The organism is Leisingera aquaemixtae, from assembly GCF_001458395.1.
GTDB classification, from domain to species: Bacteria; Pseudomonadota; Alphaproteobacteria; order Rhodobacterales; family Rhodobacteraceae; genus Leisingera; species Leisingera aquaemixtae.
The window spans coordinates 76,305-92,594 of record NZ_CYSR01000011.1; the positions used below are offsets into that span (position 1 = coordinate 76,305).

Genomic DNA, 16,290 nt, shown 5'->3' on the forward strand with positions numbered 1-16,290 from the left:
TCCTGCTGTAACAGGGCAATCGGCACGGGACCGCACCGCGCTTCAGCGCGGTGCCCGGCCCAACGGCTGAGAGGCTTTCGCCAGAAAGCCTCCGAAGCGGGCGGGAGTGCCCCGCCTGCTGCGCCTCAGCGGAATTTGCGGCAGGTGGCGAGCTGCGCCTGGTAGGTCTGGGCGCGGGACTCCACCTGTCCGGCGACGCGCATCAGCCAGGACTTGGAGCGGTAGCTGCCGCGGGCATAGCCGTAGTGGCCTTCGTGATAGGCCAGGTACTGGTTGCGCGCGTCATAAAGCGGGATGCCGTTTTTCTCGTAGCTCTTGCGCATGTACCAGCCCATGAAATCGGTGGCGTCGCTGATGCGGTCGCGCTTGGCCCGGCGGCGTCCGGTGTCGCGGCGGTAATCGTCCCAGGTGCCGTCCAGGGCCTGGCTGTAGCCATAGGCGCTGGATTGCCGCCCGACCGGGATCACGCCCAGCAGGAACTGGTGCGGCGTGCGGGCATCGCCGCGGAAGCGGCTTTCGTGATAGATGGTCGCCATCTGCACATGCACCGGCACGCCCCAGCGGCGCTGGGTGGCGCGGAATGCTTTCAGGTACTCTGGCCGTTGCTGGATGATGCTGCACGCGTTATCCAGGTTGCGCGGCGGCGCTTTGTGCCCGCCTCCGCATGACGCTACCGCCATCAGGAGAACAAGGGCGCTCAGGAATCTGCTCATTGCCTCAGCCCATTTTTGTATTGGCTATGTTTTCTGTAAGTCTAGCGGATTGCGGCGGGTGTGAAAATCAAATTTCCAGCACCTGGCTCAGCAACAGCGGCAGCAGCAGCGCCGACATCAGGGTCGAGACCACCACAAGCCCCGCCACGGCGCTGGAATCTGCCTCGAATTTCTCCGCCAGCAGATAGGCGGTGACGGCGACGGGGGTGGCCAGCTGCAGGATCAGCACGCCAGAGGCCGTCGGGTCCAGCCCGAACGCCACCGCAAGGCCCCAGCCCGCGGCGGCGCTGACCAGGAACTTCACCAGTGACAGCGCAACCGCCTTGCCGGTCTCCCCGGGTGTCAGCCGGGCCACGGCGGTGCCCAGCGTAATCAGCATCAGCGGCACCGCCATCTGTCCGGTCAGCTCCAGCGCGTTGGTCAGAAAGCGCGGAGTGTGCCAGTCCTGCCACAGAAACAGCGCCCCCAGCAGCGTCGCCCAGACCATCGGCTCCCGGATGGCCTTGCTGCCCGCGCTGTGCCCGGCCACCAGGTAGATGCCATAGGTGAAGGATAGGATGGCAGACACCGCAAGCATGACGACGGCATAGCCAAGCCCGGCCTCGCCAAAAGCAAACATCGCCAGCGGAATACCCAGGTTGCCGGTGTTGCCGAAGATGAACGGCGCCAGATAGGTCCGCCGCTCCAGCCCGCTGAAACGGCAAAGGATTTCACCCGCCGCCGCCATCACCGCATGGCCCGCCAGCGCGGCCAGCACAAACGTCCCCAGCGCGCCCTTATCCAGGCTGGTGTTCATCAGAGCGGTGAAGATCAGGCAGGGCACCGCCAGCGTCATCGCCAGCCGGGTGACAAACTGGGTCCGGAACTCAAACCCGAGCTTTACCCAGACGAACCCGGCAGAGGCGAGGAGGAACACCGGAGCGGTGATTTCGAGTACTGTCAAAGCCAGGTTCACAATCTGTTTCCCCGAAAATTTGCGTCAAGAGTTGGACAATCGCTGCGCGCGCGCGCTATTTACAAAGAACGGGGGCTAACATGACCATGTTGAGAACACGAGCGAAATACAACCTTGGGCAGGTCGTCCGCCACCGGAAGCACCCCTTCCGCGGGGTGGTTTTCGACGTCGATCCGGAATTCTCCAACACCGAAGAATGGTACGAAGCAATTCCCGAAGACAGCCGTCCGGTGAAAGATCAGCCCTTTTATCATCTGCTGGCGGAGAATGACCAAAGCTACTACGTGGCCTATGTCTCGGAGCAGAACCTGGTGGCGGATTATTCCGGCGAGCCGGTCGGCCACCCGGACGTGCCGGAGATGTTCGGCACTTTTGACGGCGGCGCCTATGCGCTGCATTACCAGCTGAACTGAGGGCCGCACCTGCCGGGCCGTTGCCCGGAGCAGCGGCGGATCTGCCCGTCAATACCCCAGCGCACAGCCGTCCTTGCGCGGATCGCTTGCGCCTTCCAGAACGCCTGAGGCATGGATCCGGATCGCCTGCGCACCGCCCAGCGGCGTGTCCGGGACCTCTATCCGGTGGCCCAGCTCCGCAAGGGCCTGATGCACCGGCGCCGGATATCCGCGCTCGACCTTCAGCACGCCGCCGTCGGCAAAGCTGCGCGGCGCGTCGATGGCGGATTGCAGATCCATGCCGAAATCCAGGAGGTTCGAGACAAGCCGGGCGTGGCCCGCGGGCTGATAGCCGCCGCCCATCACGCCAAAGGGCATGATCACCTCTCCGTCCTGCTGCAGCATGGCGGGGATGATCGTATGCATCGGCCGCTTGCCGGGGCCAAGCTCGTTCGGGTGGCCTTCCTCCAGAGAAAACCCCGCGCCGCGGTTCTGCAGCAGGATGCCGAATTTTTCCGACGCGATCCCGGACCCGAAGCCGTGGAAAATCGAATAGATCAGCGACACGGCCATCCGGTCCTTGTCCACCACGGTGATATAGACCGTATCCTTGTGCACAGCTTCGCTCAGCGGCGCGGCGGCGGGCATGGCGCGTTTGGGATCAATCAGCGCGGCAAGGCTGGCAGCGGTTTCCGGCGCCAGCATGTGCGCCAGCCGCGAGGTGTGGTCCGGATCGGCCAGAAACCGGTTGCGCGCATCATAGGCGAGCTTGGCGGCCTCAGCCTCGATATGCGCCCGTTCGGCCCCGAACGGGTCCATCCCCGCAAGGTCAAAGTGCTTGAGGATATTCAGCAGCAAAATCGCAGTGGCGCCCTGGCCGTTGGGCGGATGCTCGGCCAGTTCGCGTGCCTTGTACTGGCCGGTTACCGGCTGTGTTGCAAAGCTGTTTGCGGCGGCGAAATCCTCCAGCGTGTGAACGCCGCCTGATGCGGCCAGCGCCTGGACCATATCCTCGGCCACTTCGCCGGTGTAAAACGCATCGCGCCCGTGCCTGGCGATGCGGCGCAGGACTTCGGCCTGACCGGGCGCGCGGAACACCTCGCCGCTGCGCAGGGGCTGCCCGTCCCGCAGGTAATGGCGCCGGGCCGCACCCTGCAATGTGTCCGCGCCGTTCCGCCAATCGAAAGCCGTGCGCGGAGCCACCGGCACGCCCTCTTCGGCATAAGCTATCGCGGGCTGAAGCAGCGTATCGAGCCCCAGCAGGCCCTCGCGTTCGGCAAGGCGGCAGAAGGCGTCAATTGCGCAAGGGATGGTAACGGACTCGGGGCTGCCCAGCGGCACTGCGCCCAGGCCCTGCTCCCGCAAGGCGCCGGCGCTGGCGGCCGCCGGCGCGCAGCCGGATCCGTTCAGCGCCTGAACGCCGCTGCCCGGCCGCGAATACAGCACAAAGCAGTCGCCGCCGATCCCGGTCATCTGCGGCTCGCAAATGCCCAGCAGCACAGCCCCGGCCAGCGCCGCATCCATCGCATTGCCGCCGCGCTTGAGGATATCCACCGCAACGCCGGCCGCCAGCGGATGAGAGGTTGCACACAGGCCGTTGCCTGCGAAAACGGCTGACCGCCCGGGAAGATGAAAGTCGCGCATGCTCCGGCTCCTTGCTGCTGCCGGACAGAGCCTAGGCAGGCGGTGCGGGAAGGCAATAAAATTTCCTGCCCGGTGCAGCGGGACGGGACGTTACGGGCCAAAAAGCGGGAGCGCAGCCTGAAAGAAGTGTCCCCGGTGCCGTGCACTGGTGGGGGCTAGGATACGCGGCACCAGGGGAAGCTCGTTTCAGCTACAGGTAAGGTTTCGCATATATATTGGGCTGCGGTTGGCCGGGAATGCGGCGCCGGTGTGGCGGAGCGTTAAAAATGCAGCTAACCGGCGGGCTGCCTGCGGGCGGGGGCAGGATCTGGGTCAGGAGTTTGCAGAAGGGCTGGTGACCTGGATTTCAAAGCAGAGCGACAGGTTGTTGTTTCCCTCCGACCGCTCATACTGGACCTGGCTTGCCAGCTCCCGGATCAGGAACCAGCCAAAGCCGCCTTCGGGCAGGCTGTCGGCGGGTCCGCTGACGTCGGCGGGCTTGCCCTCGGGCAGTTCGCCCTTGGGGAACGGGCTGCCGGCATCCTGAATGCTGATCCACAGGCGTTCCGGGAACAGCTCCCCCCTGATCCGGACGTCGCCGGGGGGGCTGCCTTCATAGGCATGTTCGACCACGTTGTTCACGGCTTCGGTCAGGGCAATTTGCACCTCGTCCACGCGGGCCCCTGGAACCCCCAGGGACCGCAGTTTGCTGACCACGGACTGGATCCCCTGGCGGGCATCCAGATTTGTGGCTGTGAACGAGCAGGCAAAGGTTTTTACCATCAATTTCTCGCTTTGCGCCGCCAGCGCATCGTCTTCAGGAATTTGCGTTAGCAGGCGCGGTTGCTTCGCTCAGCGAACCATAGAGGTCAAAGACCGTGTCCATCCGGGTCAGCCGGAAAACCTTTTCCACCATCGGGGTCAGCCCGGCGAGGTCCAGCTTGCGGCTGCCGCCCAGCTGTTTCATCGCAGCGACAATCGCGCCAAGCCCGCTGGAATCGATGAACTGGACTTCGGACAGGTCCAGAATCACCCGGCTGGGTCCGCTTTCGGTTTCCGTCCGCATGTCCTCTTTGAATTGGATGGCCATGGCGGCGTCAATACGTTCGGCATTGACTTTGACGATCTGGACATCGTCCGTCATGGTGGTCGTCAGGCTCATTTCTTCCCCCGGGATGTAACGTTATTTGGATGCACTCTAGACCGCAAAGCTTACTTTTCTGTAGGTATAATTTTGACGATTGGAGGAAAATTGCATGAAAGATGTTGTTATCGCCGGAGCAGCCCGGACGCCGATGGGCGGGTTCCAGGGGATGTACGACGGGGTGACGGCTTCGGAGCTTGGCGGCGCGGCCATCCGGGCGGCCCTCGAAGGCGCCGGCGCTGCCACTGTCGACGAGGTGCTGATGGGCTGTGTGCTGCCTGCGGGCCAGGGCCAGGCGCCTGCGCGCCAGGCCGGGTTTGCGGCGGGCCTGGGCGAAGAGGTGCCGGCCACCACTCTCAACAAGATGTGCGGCTCGGGCATGAAGGCGGCGATGATCGCCTTTGACCAGATTGCGCTGGGCCACGCGGACACGATGATCGCCGGCGGCATGGAGAGCATGACCAATGCGCCCTACATCCTGCCGAAAATGCGCGGCGGCGCCCGCATCGGCCACGGCCAGGTGATCGACCACATGTTCCTGGACGGGCTGGAAGATGCCTATGACAAGGGCCGCCTGATGGGCACCTTTGCCGAGGACTGCGCGGAAAAGTACCAGTTCACCCGCGAAGCCCAGGACGAATATGCGCTGAAATCGCTGTCCAACGCGCTGGACGCGCAGGCGAGCGGCGCCTTTGACGGCGAAATCGCCGCCGTGACCGTGAAAACCCGCAAGGGCGAAGTGGTGACGGATGCGGATGAGCAGCCGAAATCGGCACGCCCGGAAAAGATCCCGACGCTGAAACCGGCGTTCCGCAAGGACGGCACCGTGACCGCCGCCAATGCCTCCTCCATTTCGGACGGTGCCGCGGCGCTCGTGCTGGCCTCCGCTGAGGCTGCCGAGGCCCAGGGCCTGAAGGTCCGCGCCCGCATCCTGGGCCATGCCAGCCACGCGCAGGCGCCGGGCTGGTTCACCACCGCACCGGTTCCGGCCGCGCAGAAGCTGCTGAAATCCATCGGCTGGACGGTTGAGGACGTCGATCTTTGGGAGGTGAATGAGGCTTTTGCCGTGGTGCCGATGGCCTTCATGCACGAAATGGGCCTGCCGCGCGACAAGGTGAATGTGAACGGCGGCGCCTGTGCGCTGGGCCACCCGATCGGCGCCTCCGGTGCGCGGATCATGGTGACCCTGCTGAACGCATTGGAAAAGCGCGGCCTCAAGCGCGGCGTGGCCGCCATCTGCATCGGCGGCGGCGAAGGCACCGCGATTGCGATCGAGCGGGTGTGACCTTCACCTTTGCAAAATACTCTCGGGGGTGAATTGACCGCGAGGTCAAGAGGGGGCAGACAGCCCCCTCTGCTGCGTTGAAGGAGAGCAAGCCCATGCGGGCCGATTACGAAACCCTGGCCAAGACCATCGCATCGCTGACCGAAGTCGAAACAGACGAAGTGGCGCTGATGGCCACCGTCGCCTGCGAGGTGCATCACGCCGACGGCCGGTTCGACTGGACCGGCTTTTACCGCGTTGCGGCACCGCAGCTGCTGAAGATCGGCCCCTATCAGGGCGGTCATGGCTGCCTGCAGATACCGTTCTCCCGCGGCGTTTGCGGTGCGGCTGCGCGCAGCGGCGCGGTGCAGCTGGTGCCCGATGTGGACGCCTTTCACGGCCATATCGCCTGTGCCTCTTCCACCCGGTCGGAACTGGTGCTGCCGGTCTGGAACGGCGCCGGGGAGCTGATCGGGGTGTTTGACATCGACAGCGACCAGCCCGATGCCTTCACCCAGGAAGACGCGGACCAGCTGGCCGCGATCCTGCGGCAGGTGTTCGGCCGCAGCTGATTCGGGTGCAGGGGCTTTGCCCCTCGGCCTGGCGGCCTCACCCCAGAGTATTTCTTGAAAGATGAAAGAACCCTGCGCCTTGATGCGCCGGGTTTTTTTATGGGAAAAGCCTTCCGTGAAAAAATGCTTGGAAATTTCACAGACTCAGGTCATCGTGAAAATTGAACGGAATTTTTCACGAGCGGGGAGAGAGGCTGTGAACGACCAGACCCTGGCAGCAGCGACACTGGGGGCCGATATCCGGGCCTTGCGCAAGGCGCGCGGGCTGACGCTGACGGATATTGCCGCGGTGCTGAACCGTTCGGTCGGCTGGCTGAGCCAGGTGGAGCGCGACATGTCCGAGCCGTCGATCTCCGACCTGCGGCAGATTGCCGAGGCGCTGGGGGTGCCGATGTCGATGCTGTTTGCCCACGCCGGCGCCCCGGCGGATGAGCACGGCTATATCGTGCGCGCGGGCTCCCGCCGCCCGATGGGCTCGGGCGAGGAGGGGCTGATCGAAGAGCTTCTGTCGCCCGATCTGACCGACGATTTCGAGATGGTGCATTCCACCTTCCGGCCGCACTCGCAGATGCAGACACCGGCCAACCGGCCCACGCAGGAGGTCGGCTACATGATCTCGGGCAGGCTGGACCTGCTGATCGGCGGCCGCAGTTTCACCGTCAGTCCTGGCGACAGCTTCCGGATCAGGCACGAGCCTTATCAGTGGTCGAACCCCTATGACGCGCCCGCCGTGGCGGTCTGGGTGATCGCGCCGCCGGTTTATTAGGAGGGGAGGATGATCAAGGGTTCCTGCCTGTGCGGCGACATCCGGTTTGAAACCGCGGCCCGGCCGCAGGGTGCCTCGATGTGCCATTGCAGCCAGTGCCGCAAGCAGTCGGGCGGCATCTGGGCCTCTGCGCAGGTGCGCGACGAGGATCTTATCATCACTGGTCCGGTAAGCTGGTTCGAGGCAACGCCGCAGGCCAAACGCGGCAGCTGCCCGCGCTGCGGCTGCTTCCTGTTCTGGAAAGGCAAGGGCGAAGACACCACCAGTTTCGCTTTGGGCGCTGTCGAGGGGGCCACCGGCCTCAGCATCGAAAAGCACATCTTTACCGCCTTTAAGGGCGATTACTACGACATCGCGGACGGCGTGCCGCAAGAGGACTGACATCAGGGAGCAATCATGTCCGATTTTCCATCCAAGGCCCGTGTGGTCATCATCGGCGGCGGCGTCGTCGGCTGTTCGGCACTCTATCACCTGGCCAAGAAGGGCTGGACCGACTGCGTGCTCCTGGAGAAGAACGAGCTGACGGCAGGCTCGACCTGGCACGCGGCGGGCAATGTCCCGACCTTTTCGACCTCCTGGTCGATCATGAACATGCAGCGCTATTCGACCGAACTGTATTCCCGCCTCGGCGAAGAGGTCGATTACCCGATGAATTACCACCAGACCGGTTCGATCCGTCTGGCCCATACCAAGGAGCGGATGCAGGAGTTTGAGCGCGCCTGTTCGATGGGCCGCTACCAGGGCATCGGGATGGAAATCTGGACGCCTGAGCAGGCCAAGGAGCGCTACCCTTTCCTGGAAACCCACGATCTGAAGGGGGTGCTGTGGGATCCGTCAGACGGCGACATCGACCCGGCGCAGGTGACGCAGGCGCTGGCCAAGGGCGCCCGCGACATGGGCGCGAGGATCATCCGCTTTTGCCCGGCAACCGGTGTCACCCAGAAGGAAGACAAGACCTGGATCGTGCATACCGGGAAGGGCGATATCGCCTGTGATTATGTGGTGAACGCCGCCGGTTATTATGCCCAGCGTGTCGGAGAGTGGTTCAAGCCCTATGGCGGCCGCACCGTGCCGATGATGGTGATGAGCCACCAGTATCTGCTGACCGAGCAAATCCCCGAGATCGAAGAGCATACCAAGAAGACCGGCAAGAAGCTGCCGCTGATCCGCGACGTGGATGTGTCCTACTACCTGCGTCAGGAGAAGAACGGCTACAACCTTGGCCCCTACGAGCCGAACTGCAAAGGCCATTGGATGTCTGAGGACGACCGGATGCCGGACGATTTTTCGTTCCAGCTGTGGTCGGACGATCTGGACCGGATCGAGGATATCGTAACCGACGCGATGGAGCGGGTGCCGCTGATGGCGTCCTCCGGCGTCTCCAGCGTGATCAACGGCCCGATCCCCTATGCCCCCGACGGTCTGCCGCTGATCGGCCCGATGCCCGGTGTGGACAACGCGTTTGAGGCCTGCGTCTTTACCTTTGGCATCGCTCAGGGCGGCGGTGCCGGCAAGGTGCTGGCGGAATGGATCGCCGACGGCCAGACCGAGTGGGACATGTGGGCGGTCGATCCGCGCCGCTATACCGACTACACCGACCAGGATTACTGCAACAAGAAAGGCATGGAGGTTTACGGCAACGAATACGCCATGCACTTCCCGCACCACGAATGGCCGGCCGCGCGCGGCAAGAAGGTCAGCCAGGTGCATGGCCGTATCAAGGAGCTGGGCGGCCAGATGGGCGCCTACAACGGCTGGGAGCGCGCCAACTGGTTTGCAAAGGATGGTGACGACACCTCCGAGGAGGCCACCCATACCTGGGGCCGCTCCGGCCCGTGGCAGCAGCGGATCAAGGAAGAATGCGAAGCGGTCCGCGACGGTGTTGGCGTGCTGGACCTGCCGGGTTTCTCCCGCTTCAACCTGGACGGCGAGGGCGCAGCCGAGTTTCTGCGCGGGATGATCACCGGGGGTCTGCCCAAGGCGGGCCGGATGAACCTGGTCTACTTCTCGGACAACCGCGGCCGCATCCTGACCGAGATGTCCTGCATCCGCCATGGCGAGGACCACTTCACCCTGATCACCGCGGGCTCGGCCCAGTGGCATGACTTTGAGATCCTGAAGAAGGCGCTGCCTGAGGGTCTGACCCTGACCGACCGCACCACGGACTTCGCGACCATGATCGTCACCGGACCGAAATCGCGGGAGCTGCTGGAGGGCATCTCGGATGCCGATCTGTCGCTGGGCTGGCTGACCCATCAGGAAGCCGCCGTCGCGGGCAAGCCCGCCTTCCTGGCGCGGGTGTCCTTTGCCGGCGAGCTGGGCTGGGAGGTCCATTGCGCCAACGCGCATCAGCCGGAGATTTACGAGGCCCTGCTGGCGGGCGGCGCCAAGCCGTTTGGCATGTATGCGCTGAACGCCCTGCGCATCGAGAAGGGTTACCGCACCTGGAAGGGCGACCTATCCACCGACTACTCGCTGCTCGAAGGCGGGCTGGAGCGGTTCGTCAGGCTGGACAAACCGCAGGACTTCCCGGGCAAGGCCGCGATCCAGGCCGAAAAGCAGCGTGGGGTGAAGAAATCCTTTGTCACCCTGATTGTCGACGCCGGTGAGGCGGATGCGCCCTACATGTCCTGCATCTGGAAGGATGGGGAAATCGTGGGCGAAACCACTTCCGGCGACTGGGGCTACCGTGTGAATGCCTCCATCGCGCTGGGCATGGTGCGCGCCGATCTGGCGGTGCCGGGAACCGGGCTGGAGGTCGAGATCTACGGCGCGAAATACCGCGCGGTGGTTCAGAAGGACGAACCGCTGTGGGATCCGGCGAACGCGCGGTTGCGCGCCTGATCAAAGGGGATGAGCCCGGGCCGCGATCTGCCCGGGCTGGTGCCGCATTGCAAGACAGCCTGCGCCGCCGGACCGGTTCCTGTAACCTGGCGGCGCTTGGCACCGGTAAAAAGGATGGTTTGGTATGGCGGAAATCACGCTTCTGGACGGCTCGATCGGGCAGGAGGTTGTCAAACGCTCCGGCGACCGGGCAACGCCGCTCTGGTCTACTGCCGTCATGATGGACCGGCCCGAAGTGGTTGGCAGCATCCATGCCGATTATTTCGCCGCAGGCGCGACGATTGCCACAACAAACACTTATGCCGTGCTGCGCGACCGTCTGAAGCGCGCCGGCATCGAGGACCATTTTGTAGAGCTGCTGGAGAAAGCCGCGGCACAGGCGACGGCTGCCCGGGATGCGCATGGCTCCGGGCGCATCGCTGCTGCGCTGGGGCCGCTGATTGCCTCCTACCGTCCGGACATCTGCCCGCCGCACGATGAAGCGAAACATATCTATGCAGAGCTGGTCTCGCGGCTTGACCCTTCGGCTGATCTGTTCCTGATCGAAACCGTGTCTTCCGTTGAGCAGGCCAAAGGCGCGCTGCTGGGCTGCGCGGGCACCGACAAGCCGGTTTGGCTGGCCGTGTCCGTGAAGGACGACGACGGCACCCGGCTGCGTTCCGGAGAGCCGCTGGCAGCGCTTGCGCCGCTGGTTGAGGAGTTCCAGCCCGATGCAGTCCTGATCAACTGTTCGCGGCCTGAGGTTGTCGGCAGCGGGCTAGACATCATCAAAGGCTTCGGCAAGCCGTTTGGAGCCTATGCCAACGGCTTCACCCGGATCTCCGAAGGCTTCCTGAAGGATGCGCCGACCGTCGACGCGCTGGAGCAGCGCCGGGATCTGGGGCCCGAACCTTATGCGGCCTTTGCGATGGGCTGGGTTGGCCAGGGCGCAACCATCGTCGGCGGCTGCTGCGAAATCGGCCCGGATCACATTGCCGAACTGGCCCGCCAGCTGCGTGCGGCCGGGCATCGGATCGTCTGACATCGTCTGCCCAGGGGAGGGGGGATTGGCATGGCTGCTCCGGAAAAACCCAAAGCCGCGGATCCGGCCCGGGTCTGGACCATCGACATCATCGTCACCGAAGGCTTTGTCCTGGTCGAAATGTCGGCGATACTTGAGGTGCTCAGGATCGCCAACCGGGTGCTGGCGCAGCCGCCGTTCAGATGGAGGGTGCGCTCGCTGCAGGGCGGCCGCGTCGGCTGCCGCGCGGGCCTTAGCCTCGATACCGAACCTTTTGCGGCCAAGCCGGACGCCGATTTCGCCTTCTTCCTTGGCAACTCCGACCCGGATCACCCGGGCCTCAGCCTGGGCCGGGTGATCTCCAGCTACACCTGCCGCGGCATCAAAGTCTACCTGCTGGCTGAGGCTGCGGCGCGGTATATCCGCGACCAGGGCGGGGCGTCCGGGCGGCTCACCACCCATTGGGAAAACTCCGCCCTTCTGCGCGAACGGATGGGGCTGACCGATTCCAGCCACGCGCTGGCCAGCGAGGACGGGCTGGTGGTGACCTGCGCCGGCATGGGATCGACCGTGGATATCATCCTGGCGCTGGTCGGGCGGCTCACCTCTGCCGCCGCGCAGATGACCGTGGGCAACATCATGCTGCATGAACAGGTGCGCGATTTCTCCTCGCTGCAGCCCTTTGCCGGCGCCAGGCCAACCATCACCGGCGACAGCGACCTGGACCACTGCATCCGCATCATGCAGGACAATATCGAGGAACCGGTGCCGATCAGCGAAATCGTTGATGAGCTGGGCATCTCCACCCGCTCGTTGGAACGCAAGTTCAAGACGTTCCTCGGCACCAGCCCCAACGGTTTCTACCGGGAAATGCGGCTGTCGAAGGCCAACAATCTCCTGCTCAACACCACCATGAGCGTGCGGGAAATCGGCCTCGCCTGCGGCTTTCCGAACGGGTTTTCCAGCCTTTACAAAAGCTTTTTCGGCATCACCCCCTTTACCCTGCGCAAGCGCCGCAGGCTGGGGGAGGACGGGTCTGAAAATATCCTGAAGGCCGGAGAATAGCCCCGGGAGTCTGACGTTTTTGATGCATTTTGCGCCGCCTATCCGTGATAAATCGGCCCGGACACTGAATGTGGAGCGATGACATGAGCGATCTTCCCAACAAGGCCCGCGTGGTCATTATCGGCGGCGGCGTGATCGGCTGCTCGGTGGCCTATCACCTGACCAAGCTCGGCTGGAAGGATGTGGTGCTGCTGGAGCGCAAGCAGCTGACCTCCGGCACCACATGGCATGCGGCGGGCCTGATCGGCCAGCTGCGCGCGTCCTCCAACATGACCAAGCTCGCCCGCTATTCGGCAGAGCTGTACCTGGGGCTTGAGGCAGAAACCGGCGTCGCCACCGGCATGCGCCAGGTCGGTTCGGTGTCGGCGGCGCTGACCCATGAGCGGCTTGAGGAGCTGTACCGCAACGCCGCCATGGCCCGCGCCTTTGGCGTGCCGGTGGAGGAGCTGTCACCCAAGGAGGTGAAGGAGCGCTATGAGCACATCAATCTGGACGGCGTGACCGGCGGCGTCTGGCTGCCGACCGACGGGCAGGCGGATCCGGCCAACATCGCATTGGCCCTGGCCAAGGGCGCCCGCCAGCGCGGCGCGCTGGTCAAGGAACGCATCAAGGTTACCCGCATCGCCAAGCAGGGCCGCCGCGTCACCGGTGTTGACTGGGTCAGCGACGATGGCGGGGCGCAGGGCCAAATTGAATGCGACATGGTGGTGAACTGCGCCGGAATGTGGGGGCATGAGGTTGGCCGCATGGCAGGCGTCAACGTGCCGCTGCACGCCTGTGAACATTTCTACATCGTGACCGAAGGCATCGAAGGCCTGACCCAGATGCCGGTACTGCGCGTGCCGGATGAATGCGCCTACTACAAGGAGGACGCCGGCAAGATCCTCTTGGGCGCGTTTGAACCGAACGCCAAACCCTGGGCGATGAACGGCATTCCGGACAGCTTTGAATTCGACCAGTTGCCCGAGGACTTCGACCACTTCGAGCCGATCCTGGAGGCCGCCTGCAACCGGATGCCGATGCTGGCGGAGGCGGGCATTCATACGTTCTTCAACGGCCCGGAATCCTTCACCCCGGATGACGCCTACCACCTGGGCCTGGCGCCGGAGATGGACAATTTCTGGGTCGCGGCTGGCTTCAACTCGATCGGCATCCAATCCGCAGGCGGTGCTGGCATGGCGCTGGCGCAGTGGATGGAGGACGGCCAGAAGCCGTTTGACCTCGGCGATGTGGACATCTCCCGGATGCACCCGTTCCAGGGCAACAAGCACTACCTGTTCGAGCGCTCGAAAGAGACCCTGGGTCTGCTCTACGCCGACCACTTTCCCTACCGTCAGAAGGCCACCGCTCGCGGCGTGCGCCGCACCCCGTTCCATCACCACCTGAAGGAACAGGGCGCAGTATTCGGCGAAATCGGCGGCTGGGAGCGCGCCAACTGGTTCGCCAATGAGGGCCAGGAACGCGAATACAAATACAGCTGGAAGCGCCAGAACTGGTTCGAAAACTCTGCCGCCGAACACCGCGCCGTGCGGGAAAACGCCGGCATGTACGACATGTCCTCCTTCGGCAAGATCCGCGTCGAAGGTCCGGGTGCCGAAACCTTCCTGAACTACATCTGCGGCGCCAACCTGTCCGTTCCGGCGGGCAAGATCGTCTACACCCAGTTCCTGAACCCCCGCGGCGGCATTGAGGCCGATGTGACCGTCACCCGGTTGTCTGAGACCGCTTATCTGGTGGTGACGCCGGCGGCGACTCGTCTGGCCGACCAGACCTGGATGATGCGCAACAAGGGTGATTTCAACGTTGTACTCACCGATGTGACCGCTGGCGAAGGTGTGCTGGCGGTGATGGGGCCGAACGCGCGCAAGCTGCTGCAGAAGGTTTCGCCGAATGATTTCTCCAACGAGGTGAACCCCTTCGGCACCGCGCAGGAGATCGAGCTGGGCATGGGTCTGGCCCGCGTCCACCGGGTCACTTATGTGGGCGAACTGGGCTGGGAAATCTATGTTGGCGCCGACATGGCGGGCCACGCGTTCGAAACTCTGTGGGAAGCGGGGCAGGACATGGGGCTGAAGCTGTGCGGCATGCACATGATGGACAGCTGCCGGATCGAGAAGGGCTTCCGCCACTTCGGCCACGACATCACCTGCGAGGATCACGTTATCGATGCGGGGCTGGGATTCGCAGTTGCCACCGGCAAGGACGATTTCATCGGCAAGGCTGCGGTTCTGGAGCGCAAGGAAACCGGCCCCAGGAACCGCCTGGTGCAGTTCAAGCTGACCGACGCCGAGCCGCTGCTGTTCCACAACGAGCCGATCATCCGCGACGGCGAATATGTGGGCTACCTCAGCTCCGGCAATTACGGCCACACGCTGGGCGCAGCAATCGGCCTGGGCTACGTGCCCTGTGAGGGCGAAACCGCGGCGGATGTGCTGGGCTCCACCTATGAAATCGACGTCTGCGGCGTGAAGGTGAGGGCCGAAGCCTCGCTCAAGCCGATGTATGATCCGAAATCGGAACGGGTGAAGGCCTAAACACCTCTCCAGTGTTTTCACCTGACCGTGCAACGCCCCGGCCGAACCGCCGGGGCGTATTTCCGTCAAGTCCCGCGGCCGCAGCAACGGGTTCTGCTGCAACGTTTCCCCCGGTTTGGCCGCGAAGCCGCCTGCCGCCTCTTGACCCCGCCCGAAATCCCTTGGAGAAATCCATAAAAAGCCTTGTACGGCAGGGGTAAACCGGTAGGTTGCTTGTCCCGGCCACTGACACGGGCATGACGAAGAGGATTTGGGATATGAAGATCAGCATCGAACGCGGCACGCTTCTCAAGGCTGTGGCTCAGGCGCAGTCTGTGGTCGAGCGCCGCAACACCATTCCGATCCTGGCGAATGTGCTGATCGAAGCCGAGGGCGACAGCGTCCAGTTCCGCGCCACCGATCTGGATATCGAAGTGGTCGACAAGGCCCCCGCGCAGGTGGAGCGCGCCGGTGCCACCACCGTGGCCGCCACCACCCTGCACGAGATCGTCCGCAAGCTGCCCGACGGCGCGCTGGTCACTCTGAGCGCCGACGCTGCGACCGGCCGCCTGACCGTTGAGGCCGGGCGTTCGAACTTCTCGCTGGCGACCCTGCCGCGGGAGGATTTCCCGGTGATGGCGTCGTCCGAATACCACTCGAACTTTGCCGCCAAGGCTGCGGTGCTGCGCCGCCTGTTCGACAAATCGAAATTCGCCATCTCGACCGAAGAGACCCGCTATTACCTGAACGGTGTCTACCTGCACGTTGCCAATGGCGCCGAAGGCGGCAAAGCCTTGCGCGCGGTGGCCACCGACGGCCATCGCCTGGCCCGCATCGACGCGGAGCTGCCGCTGGGCGCCGAGGACATGCCGGGCGTGATCGTGCCGCGCAAGACCGTGGGTGAGCTGCGCAAGCTGCTGGACGAGGATGACATGGACATTGCCGTGTCTGTCTCGGAAACCAAGGTGCGTTTTGCGACCCCGAACATCACCCTGACCTCCAAGGTGATCGACGGCACCTTCCCCGACTACACCCGCGTGATCCCGGCCGGCAACACCCGCCGCCTTGAGGTCGATGCGGCCGAGTTTGCCCAGGCGGTCGACCGGGTTGCCACCGTCTCCTCCGAACGCTCCCGCGCGGTGAAGCTGCAGCTGGAAGAGGACCGTCTGATCCTGTCGGTCAATGCGCCCGACAGCGGTGCCGCCGAGGAAGAACTGGCGGTTGCCTACAATGACGAGCGGCTGGAAATCGGCTTTAATGCGAAATACCTGCTGGAAATCGCCAACCAGGTGGACCGTGAGAATGCCGTGTTCATGTTCAACTCCTCCGGTGATCCGACCCTGATGCGCGAAGGCAACGACGAAAGTGCCGTTTACGTCGTCATGCCGATGCGGGTCTGAAGCGCCTGACGGCGCTGCCTCCCCTCTCGGCGGCAAAGC

At 64.1% G+C, this 16,290-nt stretch carries 15 protein-coding genes; 10 read left to right on the forward strand and 5 right to left on the reverse strand.

Annotation, left to right across the window (positions count from 1 at the left end; genetic code table 11):
• Positions 1–125 precede the first annotated feature (125 nt).
• Together PHA8399_RS06245 and PHA8399_RS06250 are read right to left on the reverse strand one after the other, a co-directional pair.
• Complete coding sequence (locus tag PHA8399_RS06245; RefSeq protein ID WP_058285317.1) at positions 126–713, reverse strand: transglycosylase SLT domain-containing protein; 588 nt, start codon at positions 711–713, stop codon at positions 126–128.
• A 67-nt stretch (positions 714–780) separates the two neighbouring features.
• The gene (locus tag PHA8399_RS06250; protein WP_058285318.1) at positions 781–1,668 is read right to left on the reverse strand and encodes an AEC family transporter; all 888 of its coding nucleotides are present in this window, start codon (positions 1,666–1,668) and stop codon (positions 781–783) included.
• Positions 1,669–1,754: 86 nt separating this feature from the next.
• On the opposite strand from PHA8399_RS06250, the gene hspQ reads away from it, so the two are divergent.
• Positions 1,755–2,081 (forward strand): heat shock protein HspQ, encoded by a 327-nt coding sequence (gene hspQ / locus PHA8399_RS06255; protein WP_027245329.1) that lies wholly within the window; start codon positions 1,755–1,757, stop codon positions 2,079–2,081.
• A gap of 48 nt (positions 2,082–2,129) precedes the next feature.
• Here the strand turns inward: hspQ and PHA8399_RS06260 are convergent, their stop codons facing one another.
• The 3 genes from PHA8399_RS06260 to PHA8399_RS06270 form a co-directional block, all read right to left on the reverse strand.
• Positions 2,130–3,704, reverse strand: a complete 1,575-nt coding sequence (locus PHA8399_RS06260; RefSeq protein ID WP_058285319.1) for a gamma-glutamyltransferase family protein — start codon at positions 3,702–3,704, stop codon at positions 2,130–2,132.
• 312 nt (positions 3,705–4,016) lie between these two features.
• On the reverse strand, positions 4,017–4,466 hold the full coding sequence (locus tag PHA8399_RS06265) for an ATP-binding protein (protein WP_027245331.1): 450 nt from the start codon (positions 4,464–4,466) through the stop codon (positions 4,017–4,019).
• A gap of 34 nt (positions 4,467–4,500) precedes the next feature.
• Positions 4,501–4,845, reverse strand: coding sequence for an STAS domain-containing protein (locus PHA8399_RS06270; RefSeq protein WP_058285320.1), 345 nt, complete (start codon positions 4,843–4,845; stop codon positions 4,501–4,503).
• A 94-nt stretch (positions 4,846–4,939) separates the two neighbouring features.
• Between PHA8399_RS06270 and PHA8399_RS06275 the strand changes: the two genes are divergently transcribed.
• From PHA8399_RS06275 to dnaN, 9 genes are all read left to right on the forward strand, one after another.
• A complete protein-coding gene (locus tag PHA8399_RS06275; RefSeq protein ID WP_058285321.1) occupies positions 4,940–6,112 on the forward strand; it encodes a thiolase family protein in 1,173 nt (390 codons plus the stop codon).
• Between the two features lie 95 nt (positions 6,113–6,207).
• Positions 6,208–6,663: a free L-methionine (R)-S-oxide reductase MsrC gene (locus PHA8399_RS06280; protein WP_058285322.1), complete on the forward strand. Its 456-nt coding sequence runs from the start codon at positions 6,208–6,210 to the stop codon at positions 6,661–6,663.
• Between the two features lie 196 nt (positions 6,664–6,859).
• Positions 6,860–7,429, forward strand: coding sequence for a helix-turn-helix domain-containing protein (locus PHA8399_RS06285; protein WP_058285323.1), 570 nt, complete (start codon positions 6,860–6,862; stop codon positions 7,427–7,429).
• Positions 7,430–7,438: 9 nt separating this feature from the next.
• Positions 7,439–7,810: a GFA family protein gene (locus PHA8399_RS06290; RefSeq protein ID WP_058285324.1), complete on the forward strand. Its 372-nt coding sequence runs from the start codon at positions 7,439–7,441 to the stop codon at positions 7,808–7,810.
• Positions 7,811–7,825: 15 nt separating this feature from the next.
• On the forward strand, positions 7,826–10,273 hold the full coding sequence (locus PHA8399_RS06295) for a GcvT family protein (protein WP_058285325.1): 2,448 nt from the start codon (positions 7,826–7,828) through the stop codon (positions 10,271–10,273).
• Between the two features lie 124 nt (positions 10,274–10,397).
• Positions 10,398–11,294, forward strand: a complete 897-nt coding sequence (locus PHA8399_RS06300) for a homocysteine S-methyltransferase family protein (protein ID WP_058285326.1) — start codon at positions 10,398–10,400, stop codon at positions 11,292–11,294.
• Between the two features lie 30 nt (positions 11,295–11,324).
• Positions 11,325–12,338 (forward strand): GlxA family transcriptional regulator, encoded by a 1,014-nt coding sequence (locus PHA8399_RS06305; RefSeq protein ID WP_058285327.1) that lies wholly within the window; start codon positions 11,325–11,327, stop codon positions 12,336–12,338.
• Between the two features lie 83 nt (positions 12,339–12,421).
• The gene (locus PHA8399_RS06310) at positions 12,422–14,872 is read left to right on the forward strand and encodes a GcvT family protein (RefSeq protein ID WP_058285328.1); all 2,451 of its coding nucleotides are present in this window, start codon (positions 12,422–12,424) and stop codon (positions 14,870–14,872) included.
• 257 nt (positions 14,873–15,129) lie between these two features.
• On the forward strand, positions 15,130–16,251 hold the full coding sequence (dnaN, locus tag PHA8399_RS06315) for a DNA polymerase III subunit beta (protein ID WP_058285329.1): 1,122 nt from the start codon (positions 15,130–15,132) through the stop codon (positions 16,249–16,251).
• Positions 16,252–16,290 lie beyond the last annotated feature (39 nt).

What these genes read in the sequence shown, in the direction of transcription:
- PHA8399_RS06245 (WP_058285317.1), bottom strand. Translation starts at nt 713, where the DNA reads ATGAGCAGATTCCTGAGCGCCCTTGTTCTCCTGATGGCGGTAGCGTCA.
- hspQ (WP_027245329.1), top strand. Translation starts at nt 1,755, where the DNA reads ATGTTGAGAACACGAGCGAAATACAACCTTGGGCAGGTCGTCCGCCAC.
- PHA8399_RS06260 (WP_058285319.1), bottom strand. Translation starts at nt 3,704, where the DNA reads ATGCGCGACTTTCATCTTCCCGGGCGGTCAGCCGTTTTCGCAGGCAAC.
- PHA8399_RS06265 (WP_027245331.1), bottom strand. Translation starts at nt 4,466, where the DNA reads ATGGTAAAAACCTTTGCCTGCTCGTTCACAGCCACAAATCTGGATGCC.
- PHA8399_RS06270 (WP_058285320.1), bottom strand. Translation starts at nt 4,845, where the DNA reads ATGAGCCTGACGACCACCATGACGGACGATGTCCAGATCGTCAAAGTC.
- PHA8399_RS06275 (WP_058285321.1), top strand. Translation starts at nt 4,940, where the DNA reads ATGAAAGATGTTGTTATCGCCGGAGCAGCCCGGACGCCGATGGGCGGG.
- PHA8399_RS06280 (WP_058285322.1), top strand. Translation starts at nt 6,208, where the DNA reads ATGCGGGCCGATTACGAAACCCTGGCCAAGACCATCGCATCGCTGACC.
- PHA8399_RS06290 (WP_058285324.1), top strand. Translation starts at nt 7,439, where the DNA reads ATGATCAAGGGTTCCTGCCTGTGCGGCGACATCCGGTTTGAAACCGCG.
- PHA8399_RS06295 (WP_058285325.1), top strand. Translation starts at nt 7,826, where the DNA reads ATGTCCGATTTTCCATCCAAGGCCCGTGTGGTCATCATCGGCGGCGGC.
- PHA8399_RS06300 (WP_058285326.1), top strand. Translation starts at nt 10,398, where the DNA reads ATGGCGGAAATCACGCTTCTGGACGGCTCGATCGGGCAGGAGGTTGTC.
- PHA8399_RS06305 (WP_058285327.1), top strand. Translation starts at nt 11,325, where the DNA reads ATGGCTGCTCCGGAAAAACCCAAAGCCGCGGATCCGGCCCGGGTCTGG.
- PHA8399_RS06310 (WP_058285328.1), top strand. Translation starts at nt 12,422, where the DNA reads ATGAGCGATCTTCCCAACAAGGCCCGCGTGGTCATTATCGGCGGCGGC.
- dnaN (WP_058285329.1), top strand. Translation starts at nt 15,130, where the DNA reads ATGAAGATCAGCATCGAACGCGGCACGCTTCTCAAGGCTGTGGCTCAG.